Below are 16,881 nucleotides of genomic sequence, written 5' to 3' on the forward strand. Positions count from 1 at the left end.
AGGTGATTCAGTTGCTTGACTAGCTGGTCAGGTTCACCACGAATAAATTCCACTCTACCTTCTAGCGATTGCGGTAGATGAAATGGACGGTTACTCACGACAAAAACAGGTTTGGTATAGGGCCATTGTTCGAATGACATTACTTTTTCAAACGTATTGCGTCCCATGACAAGTGCATCTATAGAGCTGATAAAGTGGGCAAAACCAAAATCACTCTGCTGCGGATTATCGACTTCACTGAGCCACTCCAGTTCTCCGTTTGGTCCGGCGATATAACCATCCAGACTTTGCGCGACATAAATGTAGTTCATTCTTTCCTCTTAATCCTTATTAAGCATTGAGTGATTCAACATGGGATTTGAACTGGTTTAAAATGCTCTGCCACCCGTCACGCTGTTGCTCAATGCTAAATTCCGACTCTGCTGTGAACCGTTCCGTCACCAGCGTACCCTGGTCAGTTTCAATAAATGTTACTGTGACCGGACGACCATCAGACAGCCGTAGCTCAAGTAACGCATTTGGCTCCATGGCGACAAACTCACCATCCAAGTCAAAGCCTACTGATCCATCTTTCGCTTCCATTCGATAACTAAACTTGCCGCCAGGCTCAAGAGCAAGGCTGGCTCTGGGGCAACACCAGGAAGGGTCAGCAAAGTTCCAGCAAGTAATGTGCTCTGGTGTCGTCCACGCCTTCCAGGCTAATTCAACGGGTGCATTAACGTACGCTTCTACTGTAATTTCCATTTTTGTCTCCGGACACAGTTACCAAGATATAGAGTTGCCAAGATATAAATGAGCGTAGCTTTGTTCGGTTACAGGTGTGCAAAAAATATTCAACTTCTTGATACAACAACCACTTATGCAAGAAAGTCATAGTAAATCGGCATGCATTATTAGGGTCAATCGCCTATTTGATATTTTCGGAGTCTATAAAAAGATGACAAATTGCCCACAAAATAAAAGGCGAAAGCAGCATTACCGCTTTCGCCTTCAAATTGCATTGCAATTCAGGTTTGGTATTGATCAAGGTGTTACTTGCTGCCTACATATTTAGGACAAGGTTCATTTGAATAGAGAGCATAAACAATGGTGTCACTGCCTTTTTCTTGGTACAGGCACACATTTGAACCGCCCTGTCCTGTCATGACGCCGGCAACCTCCAGCTCTGCGGTAACTGCAAAAGGGCTAACAAGCATAGCCGCCATAATCATTAGCATGGCTTTCATGTTTGATTTTCCTTACCTACCGATTGTATTGTCGATAGGTCCAAAGATTAAACACTATGGTATCTGCTTCTTTTTGCTCAACTTTCCGCTGGGTCTTTCAACAGGACCATTTGCTGTTGAAAGAGGAAACTTGAATTTAGATCAGTTTGCTATTTGAGCAAGTAAGATGCATTAATGTGATATTAGTCTAAGAACCTGAGCAATGCGTCAAATGTAAACTTTCGCTTAGGAAGCTGATCCTGGTCGAAACAATATCCGCAACCTGGTTACATTGCTATTTCCATTTGATGCAGCCACCAGTTTTTACCTTTATAGCGTTTAAATTTAGGCCCCTGATCAGTGATGTAAAACCCCAGCGCCAAATAACAATTGAGTGCGGCAGGGTTGGCCTGATATACCGCCAAGGTAACGCGCTTCACCTTAACTTGCTGGCGCAATATATCCAGCGCATTGCTAACCAAGGTCTTGCCGTAGCCCTGACCACGTGATTGTTTTGCTACCACCACCCGACATAACCGATATTCATCTGCACTGATGGCTTTGAGCTCAATAAACCCCAACAACTGTTGCTGATGCGTTAACACATAGCAGCGCAAGTCTTGCCGACGCGTTCTTTCACACAATGCCTGAGCTGTCAGTGGCCAACCGAGTGCCCGCCCACCCCACATCATTGCTTCATGCTCACTGTCGAACCAGGACACGATCTCAGGTGCATTGTTCTCTTCAAAAGGTATTAACTGCAAGATCGACTCCATTGTAGCATTAAGTTAGTGTGCAGCATTTTCTGACTATAACACCAGCAGATGCATTCAAATTAACCAGTTTGATTCTTATTCACAATACAAATATACAGACATCTATACGCAATCGAGCCCTATACTAAAAGTTGCTAACCCACCTGGATTAGTGCAATTAGAGGAAAATAACGATGAGAAAACACTCTTATATGTTGCCTGCGCTAATGATAGGACTATTTTACCTACCAGCTGCAGGCGCTGATCAACATATGAACCCCCTGCTCGAAGACGCGCTTAGCGCGGCTCCCCCGACACTTAGAGACAAAGTCACCGTAATGGACTGGGAAGGCAATGTATTGCAAGAAGGTGATAGCAATTACACCTGCTTCCCAACCCCGGCACAATTGTCCGGTAAAGCCCCCATGTGTATGGACGGCCCATGGATGGAATGGGCTGACGCCTGGACCAATAACAAACCTTTCCAAGCCAAGGCAATTGGAATCTCCTATATGCTTGCAGGTGACTCAGGTGCCAGTAATATCGACCCGTACGCCAAAGAACCAACCGACGATAACCAATGGGTTAGAGAAGGACCTCACCTGATGATTATCACACCGGACGCGGCATTGCTGGACAGTTTACCAACCGATCCCAGCTATGGCGGTCCGTATGTGATGTGGAAAGGTACGCCGTATGTCCACATCATGATCCCAGTCGGCTCCAGGGAGTAACTCACTAAAGGCATCCCGCAGTTTTGGGATGCCTTTTTTATTGCCGATTCAACACTTACCGCTCATTTTGTCTGTCACAACTCTGGTACTTATCTTGCCTTATCAGCAGTATCTGCATAAATCAGCCCAGAAGTTATATCCACAATTATTGATGGTGTTTAACCGGTCAGTTTGGTACTAGACTTGGAGAGCGTTCATCTAATTAAGGAAATGAAAATGATCGAACAAGGCCAACCTCTTCCTAATGCAACCATTAGCGAACTGACCAATGATGGCATGACTAACCACCAGGTTTCCGAACTCTTTGCCGGCAAGAAAGTGGTACTTTTTGCTGTACCAGGGGCATTCACGCCGACATGCTCGGAAGCTCACCTTCCAGGTTACGTCGCCCTGGCAGACCAACTGAAAGCCAAAGGCGTTGATATGATCGCCTGTATTGCCGTTAATGACGCGTTTGTTATGCATGCCTGGGGCGAAGCGCAAAATGCGAATGAAATTCGTATGCTGGCGGATGGCGACGGCAGTTTTGCTAAAGCGCTTGGTCTGGAAATGGATACCGCAGGGTTCGGTGGAATACGCTCACAGCGTTACGCCATGATTGTCGACGATGGTGTGGTATCACTGCTGAACGTTGAAGCCCCGCAACAGTTTGAAGTCAGTAAAGCCGAAGTGATTCTTGAGCACCTGTAGTAGATTAAATTGGAAAAACGGCATTTAAAAACAGAACGGAAGCGTCATGCTTCCGTTTTTTTACCATCATCACTGCCATACCGTTGCTACTACAACTAATACCGCCCCATCCCCACACCGTGAAACATTCCCCCTAGACCGCCAAACAACATCGTCAGAATCATAAAGATAAAACTGAGAATGATCATCGCCGGGATTGATGCTATTGCGAGTTTGACTAAAAAAACCACCATTGACCAAAATGGCATTCGAATATCAACTACCGTCACTTCGCGTTGATTATCAGAGTTTTCTTGAGCCATAGGGCCTCCTGTTCTGGATATTATTAATAGTAAAGCGGTTGCAATAGTGTTTGCTAAAGAGCGCTAGAGTCGTTTGACAGCGCCTCTGGCGCACCATCAATAACACGGATCACCAAGCGTTCATTTTCGGCATAATCAGCGAGATCAAGGACCACGCCGGTGTTAATTGTGCCGCTGACAGCATCCATCAACTGCTGCAACTGCTCACCGCCCTCGTCAAACCTTGATGCCCACTGGCGCGGAATTATCCGTACTATAGCTTTTACTAGTACTAACGGAATGGATACACTATCGGTTAACTGGCCGGTCTCCAGGTTTGACGTTTCGATGACAAGTTTTCTCATAATAGAATCCTTAAAATATGCCACCAAGTGAATATAACTTCGTTGTAGACCCGAATCAGTGCAATGGCTCAAATAATCGTCACAGAACCTGATTGAAACCGGTTCACTTTATCCAGGCAGGTTTTGGTTACCACTTATTGCTGCCATCACTCTCAAATCAACTCCCGTGTACCAGATGGCTAACTAAGCGGGCCTTTATCTTCATATAAAGGATAGAGGAACTGGTACACTTCCCGCCTGACGTCGGTAGCCTCATAGGCCGAGGGAATGGTTCGGGCCAGTTCACTGTCTCTGAACGCTTCCAGCGATGGTTGATCGGCGAAAAAATAGATGCCACAGGCACCCCCGCTGACCGGATCATGACCGTAGATTTTCTGGATCAAGCCAGGCACCTGATTAAACGACGGCTTACGTTCCTGTAACCGTCGCTCAGGTTCTGGCAGTTCTAAGCCGGTTTCTATTCTGACAAAAAGTATAACCGCCATCGTGCACCTCCCTGTGTGTCGCCCAAACAGTACGGCACCATTTGGATCGATGCTGAGAAGTATAGTTCTGCTCCAGTCTGACCACTAAATCATGGGAAAGGTTATCAGCGGGAAGTTTTGTCATTACGGTAGGATGTTTGACCAGCGATATTCCATCTGAGTTGCCGTGAGGCTGGCCAGTTCGAGACTGGCGAGTTGCGACACCAGATGAAGGCTCATGTCCATCCCCGCAGAAATGCCGCCGGAAGTGATAAATTTGCCCTGGTCCACCCACTTGCGTTGGCTGATCACTTTAAGTGACGGAAAGGTCCCCTGCAGTTCAGCGATATCTTCCCAATGGGTAGTGACATTTAAACCGTCCAACAACCCCGCCTGGGCCAGTAAAAAGGCCCCGGTGCACACTGACGCCACCTTGTGTGCACTCTCTGCCACCTGGCTTATCCAGTCTAAAACGGATTGATTGCCCATTTGCGGCTGATGGACGCCACCCGCGACCAGTAGTACATCTATCGGAGGATGTGAATTGATGCTGTAATGAGGCTGAACCAGCATACCGCCGCGAGCAGTAATCAGCTCGCTGTTTTCGGCAATCAAGAACACGTTCCAGTCTGGTCTCGCAAGGCGTTTTGCGGTATTAAACACTTCGAAAGGGCCGGCAAAATCCAGCACTTCGGCATCATCGTACAGAAAAATGGCAATATTCATCGGCAGCTCCTTTTTGATCGTCTCGGGTAATATTCGCCCCAGGGCTTAACTTCTGCTTGCCGATGAAAGAAGTGCTCCTGCACCGATGAAAACACCGCCAGAAAGACGGTTAAACAGTTTCGCCCTACCCTTGGCCATAATCCACTGCGATGAACGACTGCCAAGGTAGCCGTAAAACAGTAGCCAGGATAATTCAAGTACCATAAAGGTTAGCGCAAACACGACATACTGCCCCCACAAGGAAGCTGAAGGATCAATGAATTGCGGGAAAAGCGCGGTAAAAAAGATGATCGCTTTAGGATTGCTGGCCCCGACGATAAAGCCACTGAGATAGTTAGATCGGTAGCTTCCGGAAGCAGAAGGTTGGGATGTCAGCTGATAGTCCTGTTGTGGCGAGGTGATAGCCTTATAACCGAGATAAACCAAATAGGCTGCGCCAATCCATTTCACCATGTTAAACAACCACTCTGACGAGGCGATAAGCACACCCAGACCGGTAAAGGAGAGCGTTAATATAGTAGTTATCGCCGTCAGGCTTCCCAGTGCCGTCATTATCGCTGAAGACATATTACCGGTGACGCCTTTAGTCATACACAAGAGAGAACTTGGCCCTGGTGAGGCGGTTAAAACCAGAATAGCCAGCGCGTAATACATCCATGTTTCTATCGTCATTATTGACCTCCATGTCAATTTTCCCGGCTACCTGTCTCTTATATCAGGTAGCGCGTTTTTTTATCTGTAGCAGTTCAATTCTGTTCCCAAAAGGATCACGGACTTCAAACCTGTCCATGCCTTCAATCGCCACCAACTCTGCAATCGCCACTCCCTGCTCATCCAGGCGATTTCGCCAATAGGCCAAATCTGTCACCTGATAGGCTACATGTGCCTTGGTGCTAGCCCGGTGCTTGTTATTTTCACAGCCCAGATGCAGCTGCAAACTTCCCACTTCAAACCACAAGCCACCATTTTTGCGCAGATATTCGGGCTTTTCGATTTCAGTCAGCCGCAAGGTTCCGGCATAAAAATTCCTGGCGGTAGTCTCTGAACCAATCGGGATAGAAATCTGAATATGATGGAAACCGCTAATCATATTTGCTTACTCACTATATTGCACCATTTGCATAAAGTCACCTGCGGCGTACGCAGCCACCCGCTCAAAACCATAACCGCCATTACTCCAGCTCTACCATAGGTCTGAAAGTGAGATCATGAACGACCACATCCTGAGGGTTAGTCAGTAATTGACCAATCATCACGGCAACACTTTCAGGACTCATGTACTGAGGGCGTTCCTGAGCGCGGAATGTCGTATTGGTGCCGCCAGGATAAACTCCGGTCACTTTAATGCCATGCGGCTGCGCTTCTTTGACCAGCACATTATTCAGCCCGGCCAACCCTTGCTTCATGGCGGTATAAACACCCATGGTTTCGCTGCTTCTTTTTGCTACCGTGCTAATAACATTAATGATGTATCCCTGCTGACGCGCCTGCATCTCTCTCACTGCTTCCCTACAGAGTAAATAAGGCGCACGCAGGTTAACGGCATACTGAAGCTCGAATTCTTCCAGCGTGGTATCAGCCACGGCACATTTACGTGAATTCATCCCAGCGTTGTTAACCAGGACATCAATCTGGCCCAATTCTTGTCTCGCCTGCTGGTAAAGTTTGAGTACCTGTTCTGGCCGGCTAAGATCAAAGCTTTGCCCGGCACAACCGGTTTCCATTTTTAACTGTTCCAGAGCTTCGCTGTCGCGCCCTGATGCAAAGACACGATAACCACGCTGACATAAATGGATAACAAGTGCACGACCGATACCCTTGGTGGCACCGGTAACTAAAACCGTTTGATAGGTCATGTAGGCCTTCCCTGAATGCAATGATAAATTGGTAATTACTATATCATGTTAGGAAAGGTATCACTTTAGGCCGTGGAGCTTTGCACTGCAGATATGAATCCGGATCAGTCCGCCCGACGGTAGACCTGGGTAATGCGCCGCTGCACACCGTCTGCGCTGTGATTGACCTGCAGCACCGCCATTAATTGGCCGTCATCGGACACCCGACGGCGGGCATAGGCGACTTCCTTGCCTTGAATAAGCATCGAACTATCCAGTGTCTGGCCATCAATAATGGTGTAGCTGGCTTGAGCGCCAGGCGGCGCATCCACGTCTCTGGCGATAGAGTCCGCCATACCACCAAATTCTATTTCAAACTCCATTCCATCCTGCTGCACCCAGCTTAGCGTGAAATTGGCATACCCTTCTGCGATGGAAATATTGTAGACACAACTTTTCGGCGCCTCGCCTGACTCATAAAAACAAAGCTCAGGTATCAAGTGCCACATACCATGACAAGCGTGTAAGCGATCTTGTGTCATTGTACACCTCACTTAGTCTTGATTGAGTATCGTCTTCATAAGTACCACCAACCAGGCTGGTACGGAGCTATTTTGAGTGGGTAACGCCTTCCAGATAGGTCCTGACTCCTGCCGGGATTTTTTCCCAACTGGCTTTGGATCCAACGTAAATGTGATAATCGATATAGATGTCCGGGTCACCGTTAACGCTACCGAGCATCACGCCGTGGACCTGTCCCAGATAGACACCACACAAGATGCTACCACAACGGCTACAAAACTGATGACCAAAGCCCGGCTGACCGCTATAAGTGATTAAAAACTCTTCGCCTTGCAGCCACTCAAACTGCGTAGGGTCGACTTCTGCATACACCGACGCCTGTCCGCCGGTAAGTTTACGGCATCGGGAACAATGGCAGGAACGGGCATGTTTCAAATTGCCTAAAATTCTGTATTTAACGCGACCGCAAAAACATTCACCATGGATGGCCATCACTCTCTCCTTGGATGCGCTACGGTTATTTTACCTTCAGAGTCGGTCGGCTCAATCAGATTGCCGGGTAATCTGATAGTGCCTCGTCACTCCTTTGGTCACCTTTCCCCAGTATGATTGTTTTACTCTCTCTTGGTGCAGGTCAAAGGCGGTTTGATCGACGAATTCTTCATATACATCGAATCGTTGCCGGTTTTCTTGGTTTTGAGAAACCTGAAACACCAGGCAGCCTTTTTCTGCCCGGGTCAGTTCAATATGCGGCGCCAGTGCTGCCACCACTATGTGTCGTTCAGCGTCCGGCACCAAAATGTAGCCACTCAGGATTACTTTGCCCGTCAATGCTCCCGCCCGATTGGAGTGCCGGCAGAACCACCTAAGGTCTGCAACTGCTTATCATGTACTTTACTCAGAGTAGCCAATGCGGCTATCGCGCCAATTAATGCCAGTGCCATATCAGACTGGGTATCCCACACGTAGCCCTGAGTGCCAAGAAATGCTTCAGCCCCTTCCCCAGTAGCGACGGCAACCCACCACTCGATAAGTTCGTAAAACGCGCTAAACGCAAGACAAAAGCAAACAATAAAGAAAAATTGCCAGCCAGCGCCATTGATGATCTGCTTACGTAAAACCAGTTCACGCGCAATCATGGCCGGGATAAAGCCCTGGGCGAAGTGGCCCACTTTATCGTAGTTGTTTCTGTCCGAGCCCAGCCAATCCCGCAACGTGTCAAACAGCGGCACTTCGGCGTAGGTATAATGACCACCCACCATCAGGATGACGCAATGGATGAGAATTAGCCAATATAGCAGCGGAGTCAGACGAAACGATTTATAGGTCAATGCAAGTACCAGCGCGCCGATCAGTGCCGGTACCACTTCAAGAAACCAGGTGAAATAATCTTTCGGGTCTATGGCTGACCAGACCAGCACCGCGGCATAAACAGCAATCCAGATAAAAATAACCCACCTCCAAACTATCCCGTATATGGATAACACATTGATAGAATTTATAAAGCTATCGCTCGCTAGTTGATTCGCCGCCTGTTGCCCGATCTGCCGGGTGATTCACTCCATCGTTGGTCTCGATTGGCCCCAGGTCGAATGGATTGACGCCGTCCAGACAACCGACGTTAAAGCCGTACTCGCTCGGATCAGAACGGCGTTGATGATGGGTATAAATACCGCAGTTCGAGCAAAAATAGTGTTTGGCCGTCTTGGTATTGAACTGATATAGCTTCAGTGCGTCTTCACCCTGAATAATGCGGATACCATCCAGTTTTACTGACGCGACGATTGCCCCTTTCCGGCGGCAGATTGAACAGTCACAGCGCCTGGGTTTTTCGATGCCATTGGGAAGATGCAACTCGAGCACCACCGCGCCGCAGTGACAACTGGCACGATGATTAACCAGAATCTCGGTACCACCAACATGTTTTATCATAGTGATTTTGCTCTCTTTTTCATACCAGCTAAGTTTTCACTATGCCTGTGCCTGATAAATGCTGTCAATGAATCCAACCGATTACAGGCGCAGTTGTGCATAAATTAAAGGCCCAGATATACCGTATCCACTTAACTTGAAGCGTCTGAGAAGCAAGCGAATTTTGGCGATTAAAAAAGCAAAAAATTTTTATTGCACAATCAGAAAACTGCTTCTATTATCTCGACGCTTCTTGATGATAGCCAATCCGAGTACATCACAGTCTGTTTTTGTGGCAAGGCGATAGAGCAACTATCCAAGAGTGACTTTGACTGCGTATTTACGCGCTTATTGACGCTCAACTTTCCCCAAAATGCAGGGAAAGTTTGCTACTTTTTTGGAGGCTTGCGATGGCATTATCGGCGTTGGATCTTTTTGCATTTTCTTCTTCACTTACCACTGAAGAAACCCATCTGATTGAAACTTCTGTAGCTCAATACGGGGCTCCTCTGCTGCTACTCGATTGCGATGTGGTTCGTCAGCAATACCGCGCATTGAGCGAGGCTCTGCCCAACGTTACGCTTCACTTTGCCCTAAAACCATTACCACACCCGGCAGTGGTTCGCACTCTGCTACAGGAAGGTGCCAGTTTTGATTTGGCAACTTCAGGTGAGGTGGACCTAGTGGCCAGTGAAGGCGTACCCGCCGACCGTACCATCCACACCCACCCGATCAAGCGGGATGCCGATATCCGGGATGCTCTGGCGTACGGATGTAATGTCTTTGTGGTCGATAACCTCAACGAGCTGGAAAAATTCCGCCAGTACTGCGATGACGTTGAAATACTGGTCAGATTGAGTTTTCGCAATGCCGAAGCATTTGCTGACTTATCGAAAAAATTCGGCTGCAGTCCGTCTATGGCGCTGGAGATCATTCGCCGCGCGATGGAATTGGGTATCCGTATTAAAGGGCTCTCTTTCCACGTTGGTTCACAAACCAGCAGCCCGCAAAAATATGTCGATGCCATCATGGTCTGCAAGCAGGTGATGGAAGAGGTGGTCAGTGCCGGACTTCCTGCATTAAGCACACTGGATATTGGCGGCGGTTTCCCGGTCAGCTACAACCAGGCGGTAATGCCAATTGGCGAATTTTGTCAGCCGATTAACCTGGCTCTCGCCACCCTGCCAGAAACCGTGCAGGTTCTGGCGGAACCTGGTCGTTTTATCGTCGCGCCGTCCGTTATGAGCGTGGCGTCGGTGATGGGTCAGGCTGAACGGGATGGTAATACCTGGTACTACCTGGATGATGGTATTTACGGCAGTTTTAGTGGATTAATGTTTGATGAAGCCAACTACCCGATTGAAACGCTGAGGCAGGATACACAATTGTACCCAAGCGTACTGGCTGGCCCAACCTGTGACAGTATCGATGTGGTGGCCGAGCAGATTATGCTGCCTAAACTGGAAAATGGTGACCTGGTTGTCGCACGCATGATGGGTGCTTACACCAGCGCAACCGCCACAGATTTTAACTTCTTCAAACGGGCACAGACCGTGGTACTGAATGAAAACCTGGCAGCAGAACGTTTACTTGGTTAATTAAGCAAACGGCGACTAGTTAAAGTAGATTCGGTTGGCCATCTCACTGATGAGGTGGCCGCTAATCGAGATAGCGCCAGCTGTCTGCTCCATCAAAATGACGTAAGCGCATTTGCGGTACAACCGCGCGGTCAAACATACGGTAGTTAACGGCTATACGGGCATCTGGCCCTGACTGGGTCGAACTGTAATGTGTAACGCAGCCACATTTTGCACAATGGTGAAAGATCATCGTCTGTTCGCCATGACAGTAACTTTTTAGCCCGGTTTCACCGCATTCGATCTTAACTTCTCGCTCGGTAAAATATCCCCAGATTGCTGCATAGCGGTAACAGATTGAGCAGTTACATGAAGTCGCAGTTTTAGTCAGATGCGGAATGGTGACAGTCACATTTCCGCAATGGCATTTGCCCTGATACATTCTGATTCCCTAGTCTATATAATTGCTATTTAAGGTAACCCGTTTTAAAAAGCTGGTTTACGATGGCAACTTTGCTGATCAACCCTGGCTAGTCCATAGTGCCAATGCGCCTCTCGATCTTACCTCTTTGGGCTTCCCGCTTAGACTTATCCCATTCTGATTTCAGTATCCGCTGGGCACAACGTTCTATACGGAGCAATTCCCGGTGTAGGTTGTCGTATTGACGGGTTTCAAAATGCAATACCACACGGGCCATGGAACGAATCAACTTAGTGTCATTACTGTCGATTGTTTCATTGGGGTTCAAGCGCAGCCTGACTCTTACCCTCAGCTCGTCCATGCGTTTTACGTGGTGGGCAAACGCCTTTTTGGTGTAGTCCTCTTCCTGCTCATAAACACTGTAATAGTAGCTGGATGCCAATGCGCAAAATTCAGCCACTTCGTAACGTAACTGTCTACGCCACTGAGTCCGTTCGACCATCAGGTTTCGCAATAACAATGACCGGTCAGTATAATGCTTTTGTTGTTTGAGCAGCAGATACAGCACGCAGCCTGCTGCTACCGCTACAGCGACTATTGTCATTATTGCTGAACTTACCCCGGCTAGTTGCACCTCAAGCCTCCCACTACTGCCTAGTGTAACTCATCGTTTTAAAAATCAACCTTGTCGCTTGCTTAAACCAATCCGCTCCTATGTCGGCCCGTCGTTCCATCACCTCACCCGATTGGCAGTGTCCTGCTGTTCGCACTTAAGTTAGCGACGTTTGGTTAAGACTTGGCCAGGCGAACAATATACAGCAAGATCACTGCGCCCACCGTTGCGGTAACAATAGATCCAAAGAAGTTTCCAGATGAAAAACCCAACAAGCCAAATGCAAAGCCGCCAATAAACGAGCCAACAATACCAATCGCGATATTGCCGATGACACCAAACCCTGAACCTTTAGTTAAATTACCCGCCAGCCACCCGGCGATGGCACCGATAATCAAAAAAGCGATTAATGACATACTGTTCCCTCCTAATCTGCACCTGATGACAGTGTAGCTTATCGCATATTAATTGTAGCTACAGATTAGAAAAAACTGCCATGACATCATTCAGTTATACAAGTACAGACAGATATTTTGTCCAACAGTATGATCTTCGGACCATAATTGAGCAGGCTAAAGAGAGGATGAAAAAGTTCACTTAGAAGGATTGGTTGGCGTCGGTCAATGCACTGACTTCGACATTGGAACATTCCGGCCGCTGACTAAGCCAGTTATCAACTGCCAGACGGTCTTCCTCCTTGGCCGATTCGTATCGTCCTTCAGGAACGATGAATCCATCAAATGACGTCTGGTCAGCACCGCCACCCATGACTAAATCCCGGCGTTCGATAAAATCGACAAACTCATCGATTAAGCTATCCACCTGCTTGTCACTATCAACACTTAACTGACAACTGAATGAAAATCCGTATACAGCAAATTCATCGACATAGAGCTTTTTGCGTAAACGTCGGCTTCTGTTTTTAGCCATGGTAGTCATCCTCTAGAATATTCTGTTGCTGGGCCTGTTTTACAGTTTATAAAGATGGTTGATGGGCTGGCAATTTGCAAAGCAGACCATATGGAAATTGCAATTTAAACAACCCAGGCAGAGAATTTGATGGCTTACAGATTTGGAGTGGATTTAAGCTCTCGTTCGGGCTTCTTTGCAATAAAAAATCCGCACGCTTGTCGTGTTGCCAGAGTGGGTTGCTCCCAAGCGCCACACAGATCTCTACGCTGGTTGCGCATACGGGTAAAATGACGACACTGGCCACATTTGTCCATGGTTCCTCCTTGAAAACGCCAGGTTCATTAATACGAAAAGAACAGATGGCAATCCCACGTGTGGTAATTGCCATCTGTTTTCCAGATCTCAGCCGTTAAGATATCTTAAGACGGGCGAGCTCAGCAAGCGCCTTTCTTTGCCTGGCCAGGAGGGCAGAAGCCTCCACGAGAATGATGATGTCCACCGGAGGTACTGGCTCGGATGTCGATGTCATCCAACGTTCCTTCCACTCGGGTTAATTGACAACCGCTAAGCACCGTCAGGCTTAATGCTAACCAGAAAAACTTCTTCAATCTGTTCACCGCTTTAAAATTGCAACAAAAACCCGCAGTGTAAAAGGCGGCGAACTTGCCCAGGTCAGTTTTAGGTCATGCTTTGATTAAGCTGAGGTAATAGCCACTGGTGGTACGAAGATACTACTCAACCAGTTCAATACCCAGGCTCTCCAACAAACTGAGGGCTTCGAAACGGGAAAACTTTGCATTAGATACCCGGTTTGACAGTACATCCAGGGTGAAATTTTGTGATTCAGTAAAATCGACGTTTTCCAGATTGGTACGCATAAACAGGCTGTTGGTAAAATCGCAGTAGGTCATGGTCGAATTGCAAAAATCCCCTTCTCTGAAATCGACATCATGCAGTTTACACTGATCGAGTTTCAGCTCGTTCAAGGTCAGACCAAACAGAGAACAGTCATTTAGAATACAGCGAGTAAAACTCAGCTCCGAATCAAGATGAAAAGAGGGCCAATAGCCCGCGGTCCAGTCGATCCCAACCAGTTTGCTGTCAGTAAATTCCACTTCGAAAAAACGCGTATGTGGTACCTTAACCAAACTCAGATTACAACGATTAAACGAACAATTTAGGAACTTGCATCGTGAGAAAGTGGCTGATGAAAGGTCACAATCATTAAATTCACACTCTTCAAACTCAGTGCCACTGATGATCTCCGATGCCAGCAGACACTTATCAAATGTCTGCTCAAAGTACTGACCGTCACTTTGTATTTTATTCACAGTTACCTCAATGCGGATACGACTACTGGCCACACTCTAGCAGTATCGGTCATTGCAACACAAATCCCGGCAAGCGACTCACTACAACAAAACTCTATTTGGCTCAAAACAAAACTAATACTTGGTACCAGTTTGATTTGCTGCCACAATTAGCCCGTTATTTCCTCCATAATGGATCATCATGAAACTTTTAGTTCGCAACCTAGCCCGTTCCACTACCGAACATGAAATTCGTACGCTGTTTTCAGAGTACGGCGATGTTAAGGAATGTACCTTAGTTTTGGATCAGGAGACTGGCCTGTCTAAAGGCTTTGCTTTTATCGAGATGCCAGAGGAAGCGCAGGCTAAAGCGGCTCTGTCCGCTTTAAATCTGACCAGCTTCGCCAACAGCAAAATTCGGGTTAAAGTCGCTAACTGATTACGCTGCATCGTTCGCCCGAAGCAAAAAAACAAAGCCAGCATATTTGCTGGCTTTCTATTAGGCTTGCTGCCATTTGTCTCTTTTTAAACCATAGATGGCATGATCGACGATTCGGCCGTTGAGATATTCCGCGTTACTAATCACGCCTTCTAGCTCAAAACCCAACCGTTCACAAACCTGTCGACTGGGCTGATTACCGACGGCCGCAGAAATCTGCACTTTTTCCATATCGAGCTGTTCAAAGGCGATATCGATTAACTTGCTGACCGATTTGGTCACGATGCCCTGCCCCTGATAGTGCGCGCTGAGCCAGTAACCGATTTCCACTTTTTTCAGATCCGGGTTGATGCTGTTAAAGCTGATATTGCCCACCACGGTATTGTCGTACACCATCGCACAGGTCATGGACTTGCCATCGGCGTAATCGTGCAACGACTTATTGATAAAGGTAAGAAAAAACGCTTCGCTATCTGCAAATAGTGGCCAGGCTAACCACTCTGCCAAGTAGTCACGCTCCGCAAAAACGATATCTAAATAGCTGGCTGCAAACGCTGGCTCGACTAAAGCCAGCGATAAGCGTTGGTCGATATCAACTTTAAACATCTTTTATCCTTTTTTTTTTCACACTGATTTTCACTAAAAATAACCGTTAGTCAGCGTGTGAAGAGCCCAGTTCCTGCAAGGCAGCCAAAGCCGCCACTGCTTTATCTGCTGGTACAAAAATGTGGTCATGATAATAGGCCGCGACAACATTAGCGCTGATCTGACGTTCAGCTAATTTTGACGCCACAGCAGCAGTCAGCCCAACCGCTTCCAGGCTGGAGTGTACCGTCAGAGTAATCTGCCTGTAGCTGGTTTCAACCGTCATACCCGCCTGAACTGCATTGCGAAGTGGCACAATTAACGTTAACCCTTCGCGTTCATAAAACGTCGCCAATGGATTTAACGGCAGATAGTCGGCCACATCGCCTATAACCGTGCAAAACGCATATTCGCCGTCCATCAGTTGAGGGCGTAAATCAGCCAATAGCTGCTGTAAGTTTGTGATACCGGACATAGCGTATCTCTCCTGTTGTCGCTCACTTACTTCCACGAATCTTAGTATCCAATTAACTACTGCTGATTTCGGTCAAAGCGAAATGATGACTGGTGATATCAAAACGATGGCTTAGGTAAAACCGGTGAGCAGAGAAACGCTGCACTCCCGAATCCAGATGCAGTTGTTCACAGTTATGCTCCAGGCAGTAAGCTTTAAACCAGTCGATGAGAAAAGCGCCTACGCCAGTAGAGCGGCTGGATTCACTGGTCACCAGATCATCGATATAGACATGTTTACCCCAGGCCAGTTTTTCACCCACCACGAATCCGGCCGCTGCCAACACATCCTGATCAGATTTCACATACACCACCTGATAACCCTGGGTAATTTGTTTCTGAACCTGTTCAGAGAGCGACTGGCGATTGTAGCTTGGACGCAGTTGTAACAGCACATCCATCACTTTGTTGTAGTCTGAGTTTTGTTGTAGATAGAGTACTTCCATAATTGCTCCATAAATCAATAAGGGCGGGTTTCAGCACTTTTCATTCGATCGACACTAACCTCGTGGTTCAGGCGTGCCCACATATTTGAAAATCGCCCAGAACATAGGTAAGAAAAATACCGCCGTGGTCACCATGTCCAGATAGCTGTGGTAACCCTGAAAATACATCAAATGGCAATACGCCAACAGGGAGGCCAGGACAAGCCAGCCTGTCTTACCAAGATTCAAAATTAAGTGCATGACAAACACCAGTGCGATGGCGGTGTGGGTACTGAAATCGGCACCAAATGACGGCCACAGCTGCATATAGTCATCCACTAGCATAACGGTATAAGCCAGCAAGATTGTAAAAAACAGCGGCATTACCGCGCCTTGTATCGAGCCTGGTGCCAATTTTGTCTGCCGGTAGATAATAAAGGCACTCAAACCGGCCAGTATCGGCGTATAACAATCTGCGACTATCGCCCATTGCTCGTAAGTCATTTCTATCACCTTTGGCTCGCACCAGCCCGCTTGGTTATCTGCGCCCCAATCACAACGAGTAACCGGCGGCTCCTTTTAACTCTGGTTCGGTTCG

At 47.5% G+C, this 16,881-nt stretch carries 30 protein-coding genes; 4 read left to right on the top strand and 26 right to left on the bottom strand.

The genetic code is table 11. The annotated features are described in order from the left end of the window. The 4 genes from ACQY6F_RS11020 to ACQY6F_RS11035 form a co-directional block, all read right to left on the bottom strand. Positions 1 to 311: dihydrofolate reductase family protein (locus ACQY6F_RS11020; RefSeq protein ID WP_428774356.1), on the bottom strand; the 311-nt coding region annotated here is incomplete at its 3' end. Between the two features lie 19 nt (positions 312 to 330). Continuing rightward, complete coding sequence (locus tag ACQY6F_RS11025) at positions 331 to 744, bottom strand: SRPBCC domain-containing protein (RefSeq protein ID WP_428774358.1); 414 nt, start codon at positions 742 to 744, stop codon at positions 331 to 333. A 287-nt stretch (positions 745 to 1,031) separates the two neighbouring features. Next, positions 1,032 to 1,226, bottom strand: coding sequence for a hypothetical protein (locus ACQY6F_RS11030; protein ID WP_428774360.1), 195 nt, complete (start codon positions 1,224 to 1,226; stop codon positions 1,032 to 1,034). A gap of 266 nt (positions 1,227 to 1,492) precedes the next feature. After that, on the bottom strand, positions 1,493 to 1,969 hold the full coding sequence (locus ACQY6F_RS11035; RefSeq protein ID WP_428774361.1) for a GNAT family N-acetyltransferase: 477 nt from the start codon (positions 1,967 to 1,969) through the stop codon (positions 1,493 to 1,495). Between the two features lie 263 nt (positions 1,970 to 2,232). Between ACQY6F_RS11035 and ACQY6F_RS11040 the strand changes: the two genes are divergently transcribed. Beyond that, positions 2,233 to 2,694, top strand: coding sequence for a hypothetical protein (locus ACQY6F_RS11040; RefSeq protein WP_428774362.1), 462 nt, complete (start codon positions 2,233 to 2,235; stop codon positions 2,692 to 2,694). Positions 2,695 to 2,910: 216 nt separating this feature from the next. Next, entirely contained in the window at positions 2,911 to 3,384 is a 474-nt protein-coding gene (locus ACQY6F_RS11045) for a peroxiredoxin (protein WP_428774363.1), read from the top strand. A gap of 95 nt (positions 3,385 to 3,479) precedes the next feature. Here the strand turns inward: ACQY6F_RS11045 and ACQY6F_RS11050 are convergent, their stop codons facing one another. The 12 genes from ACQY6F_RS11050 to ACQY6F_RS11105 all read right to left on the bottom strand — a co-directional run bounded on the left by ACQY6F_RS11050 (position 3,480) and on the right by ACQY6F_RS11105 (position 9,509). Continuing rightward, positions 3,480 to 3,686, bottom strand: coding sequence for a hypothetical protein (locus ACQY6F_RS11050; protein WP_428774365.1), 207 nt, complete (start codon positions 3,684 to 3,686; stop codon positions 3,480 to 3,482). 53 nt (positions 3,687 to 3,739) lie between these two features. After that, on the bottom strand, positions 3,740 to 4,030 hold the full coding sequence (locus ACQY6F_RS11055; protein ID WP_428774366.1) for a hypothetical protein: 291 nt from the start codon (positions 4,028 to 4,030) through the stop codon (positions 3,740 to 3,742). 179 nt (positions 4,031 to 4,209) lie between these two features. After that, on the bottom strand, positions 4,210 to 4,515 hold the full coding sequence (locus ACQY6F_RS11060) for a YdhR family protein (protein WP_428774367.1): 306 nt from the start codon (positions 4,513 to 4,515) through the stop codon (positions 4,210 to 4,212). A gap of 123 nt (positions 4,516 to 4,638) precedes the next feature. Then, positions 4,639 to 5,220 carry a DJ-1/PfpI family protein gene (locus tag ACQY6F_RS11065; RefSeq protein ID WP_428774368.1) on the bottom strand — a complete coding sequence of 194 codons (582 nt, stop codon included), beginning with the start codon at positions 5,218 to 5,220 and terminating at the stop codon, positions 4,639 to 4,641. A 45-nt stretch (positions 5,221 to 5,265) separates the two neighbouring features. Further along, on the bottom strand, positions 5,266 to 5,892 hold the full coding sequence (locus ACQY6F_RS11070) for a LysE family translocator (protein WP_428774370.1): 627 nt from the start codon (positions 5,890 to 5,892) through the stop codon (positions 5,266 to 5,268). 43 nt (positions 5,893 to 5,935) lie between these two features. Further along, positions 5,936 to 6,310, bottom strand: a complete 375-nt coding sequence (locus tag ACQY6F_RS11075) for a VOC family protein (protein WP_428774371.1) — start codon at positions 6,308 to 6,310, stop codon at positions 5,936 to 5,938. An 82-nt stretch (positions 6,311 to 6,392) separates the two neighbouring features. Next, positions 6,393 to 7,076, bottom strand: coding sequence for an SDR family oxidoreductase (locus ACQY6F_RS11080; RefSeq protein WP_428774372.1), 684 nt, complete (start codon positions 7,074 to 7,076; stop codon positions 6,393 to 6,395). 104 nt (positions 7,077 to 7,180) lie between these two features. Then, positions 7,181 to 7,597: a hypothetical protein gene (locus ACQY6F_RS11085; RefSeq protein WP_428774374.1), complete on the bottom strand. Its 417-nt coding sequence runs from the start codon at positions 7,595 to 7,597 to the stop codon at positions 7,181 to 7,183. A 67-nt stretch (positions 7,598 to 7,664) separates the two neighbouring features. Then, positions 7,665 to 8,069, bottom strand: a complete 405-nt coding sequence (locus ACQY6F_RS11090; protein ID WP_428774376.1) for a GFA family protein — start codon at positions 8,067 to 8,069, stop codon at positions 7,665 to 7,667. Positions 8,070 to 8,120: 51 nt separating this feature from the next. After that, positions 8,121 to 8,408, bottom strand: a complete 288-nt coding sequence (locus ACQY6F_RS11095; RefSeq protein WP_428774377.1) for a putative quinol monooxygenase — start codon at positions 8,406 to 8,408, stop codon at positions 8,121 to 8,123. After that, complete coding sequence (locus tag ACQY6F_RS11100) at positions 8,405 to 8,998, bottom strand: DUF2238 domain-containing protein (protein WP_428774378.1); 594 nt, start codon at positions 8,996 to 8,998, stop codon at positions 8,405 to 8,407. Before ACQY6F_RS11100 ends, ACQY6F_RS11095 begins: the two co-directional genes overlap by 4 nt. A gap of 85 nt (positions 8,999 to 9,083) precedes the next feature. Continuing rightward, entirely contained in the window at positions 9,084 to 9,509 is a 426-nt protein-coding gene (locus tag ACQY6F_RS11105; protein ID WP_428774379.1) for a GFA family protein, read from the bottom strand. Positions 9,510 to 9,898: 389 nt separating this feature from the next. Between ACQY6F_RS11105 and ACQY6F_RS11110 the strand changes: the two genes are divergently transcribed. Next, complete coding sequence (locus ACQY6F_RS11110) at positions 9,899 to 11,086, top strand: type III PLP-dependent enzyme (protein ID WP_428774380.1); 1,188 nt, start codon at positions 9,899 to 9,901, stop codon at positions 11,084 to 11,086. A gap of 61 nt (positions 11,087 to 11,147) precedes the next feature. Here ACQY6F_RS11110 and ACQY6F_RS11115 read toward each other — a convergent pair whose 3' ends face one another. From ACQY6F_RS11115 to ACQY6F_RS11140, 6 genes are all read right to left on the bottom strand, one after another. Beyond that, positions 11,148 to 11,507 carry a GFA family protein gene (locus tag ACQY6F_RS11115; RefSeq protein WP_428774382.1) on the bottom strand — a complete coding sequence of 120 codons (360 nt, stop codon included), beginning with the start codon at positions 11,505 to 11,507 and terminating at the stop codon, positions 11,148 to 11,150. Positions 11,508 to 11,595: 88 nt separating this feature from the next. Next, positions 11,596 to 12,090, bottom strand: a complete 495-nt coding sequence (locus tag ACQY6F_RS11120; RefSeq protein WP_428774383.1) for a hypothetical protein — start codon at positions 12,088 to 12,090, stop codon at positions 11,596 to 11,598. 185 nt (positions 12,091 to 12,275) lie between these two features. Next, positions 12,276 to 12,515 carry a GlsB/YeaQ/YmgE family stress response membrane protein gene (locus ACQY6F_RS11125; protein ID WP_428774385.1) on the bottom strand — a complete coding sequence of 80 codons (240 nt, stop codon included), beginning with the start codon at positions 12,513 to 12,515 and terminating at the stop codon, positions 12,276 to 12,278. Positions 12,516 to 12,696: 181 nt separating this feature from the next. Beyond that, positions 12,697 to 13,029 (bottom strand): YggL family protein, encoded by a 333-nt coding sequence (locus ACQY6F_RS11130; RefSeq protein WP_428774386.1) that lies wholly within the window; start codon positions 13,027 to 13,029, stop codon positions 12,697 to 12,699. 134 nt (positions 13,030 to 13,163) lie between these two features. Next, complete coding sequence (locus ACQY6F_RS11135) at positions 13,164 to 13,325, bottom strand: hypothetical protein (RefSeq protein ID WP_428774388.1); 162 nt, start codon at positions 13,323 to 13,325, stop codon at positions 13,164 to 13,166. Positions 13,326 to 13,742: 417 nt separating this feature from the next. Continuing rightward, positions 13,743 to 14,342 carry a pentapeptide repeat-containing protein gene (locus tag ACQY6F_RS11140; protein ID WP_428774389.1) on the bottom strand — a complete coding sequence of 200 codons (600 nt, stop codon included), beginning with the start codon at positions 14,340 to 14,342 and terminating at the stop codon, positions 13,743 to 13,745. 181 nt (positions 14,343 to 14,523) lie between these two features. Here ACQY6F_RS11140 and ACQY6F_RS11145 point away from each other — a divergent pair, with 181 nt between their 5' ends. After that, a complete protein-coding gene (locus ACQY6F_RS11145; RefSeq protein ID WP_428774391.1) occupies positions 14,524 to 14,760 on the top strand; it encodes an RNA recognition motif domain-containing protein in 237 nt (78 codons plus the stop codon). A 60-nt stretch (positions 14,761 to 14,820) separates the two neighbouring features. Here ACQY6F_RS11145 and ACQY6F_RS11150 read toward each other — a convergent pair whose 3' ends face one another. From ACQY6F_RS11150 to ACQY6F_RS11165, 4 genes are read right to left on the bottom strand one after another with little or no spacing between them, the layout of a single operon-like run. Next, complete coding sequence (locus ACQY6F_RS11150; RefSeq protein ID WP_428774393.1) at positions 14,821 to 15,366, bottom strand: GNAT family N-acetyltransferase; 546 nt, start codon at positions 15,364 to 15,366, stop codon at positions 14,821 to 14,823. 46 nt (positions 15,367 to 15,412) lie between these two features. Further along, positions 15,413 to 15,820 carry an ACT domain-containing protein gene (locus ACQY6F_RS11155; protein ID WP_428774395.1) on the bottom strand — a complete coding sequence of 136 codons (408 nt, stop codon included), beginning with the start codon at positions 15,818 to 15,820 and terminating at the stop codon, positions 15,413 to 15,415. Positions 15,821 to 15,872: 52 nt separating this feature from the next. After that, positions 15,873 to 16,304, bottom strand: coding sequence for a GNAT family N-acetyltransferase (locus ACQY6F_RS11160; protein WP_428774397.1), 432 nt, complete (start codon positions 16,302 to 16,304; stop codon positions 15,873 to 15,875). A gap of 54 nt (positions 16,305 to 16,358) precedes the next feature. After that, positions 16,359 to 16,787, bottom strand: coding sequence for a hypothetical protein (locus ACQY6F_RS11165; RefSeq protein WP_428774399.1), 429 nt, complete (start codon positions 16,785 to 16,787; stop codon positions 16,359 to 16,361). Between the last annotated feature and the right edge of the window lie 94 nt (positions 16,788 to 16,881).

Origin of the sequence: Vibrio sp. (assembly GCF_050299255.1) — a bacterium.
Classification (GTDB): domain Bacteria; phylum Pseudomonadota; class Gammaproteobacteria; order Enterobacterales; family Vibrionaceae; genus Vibrio.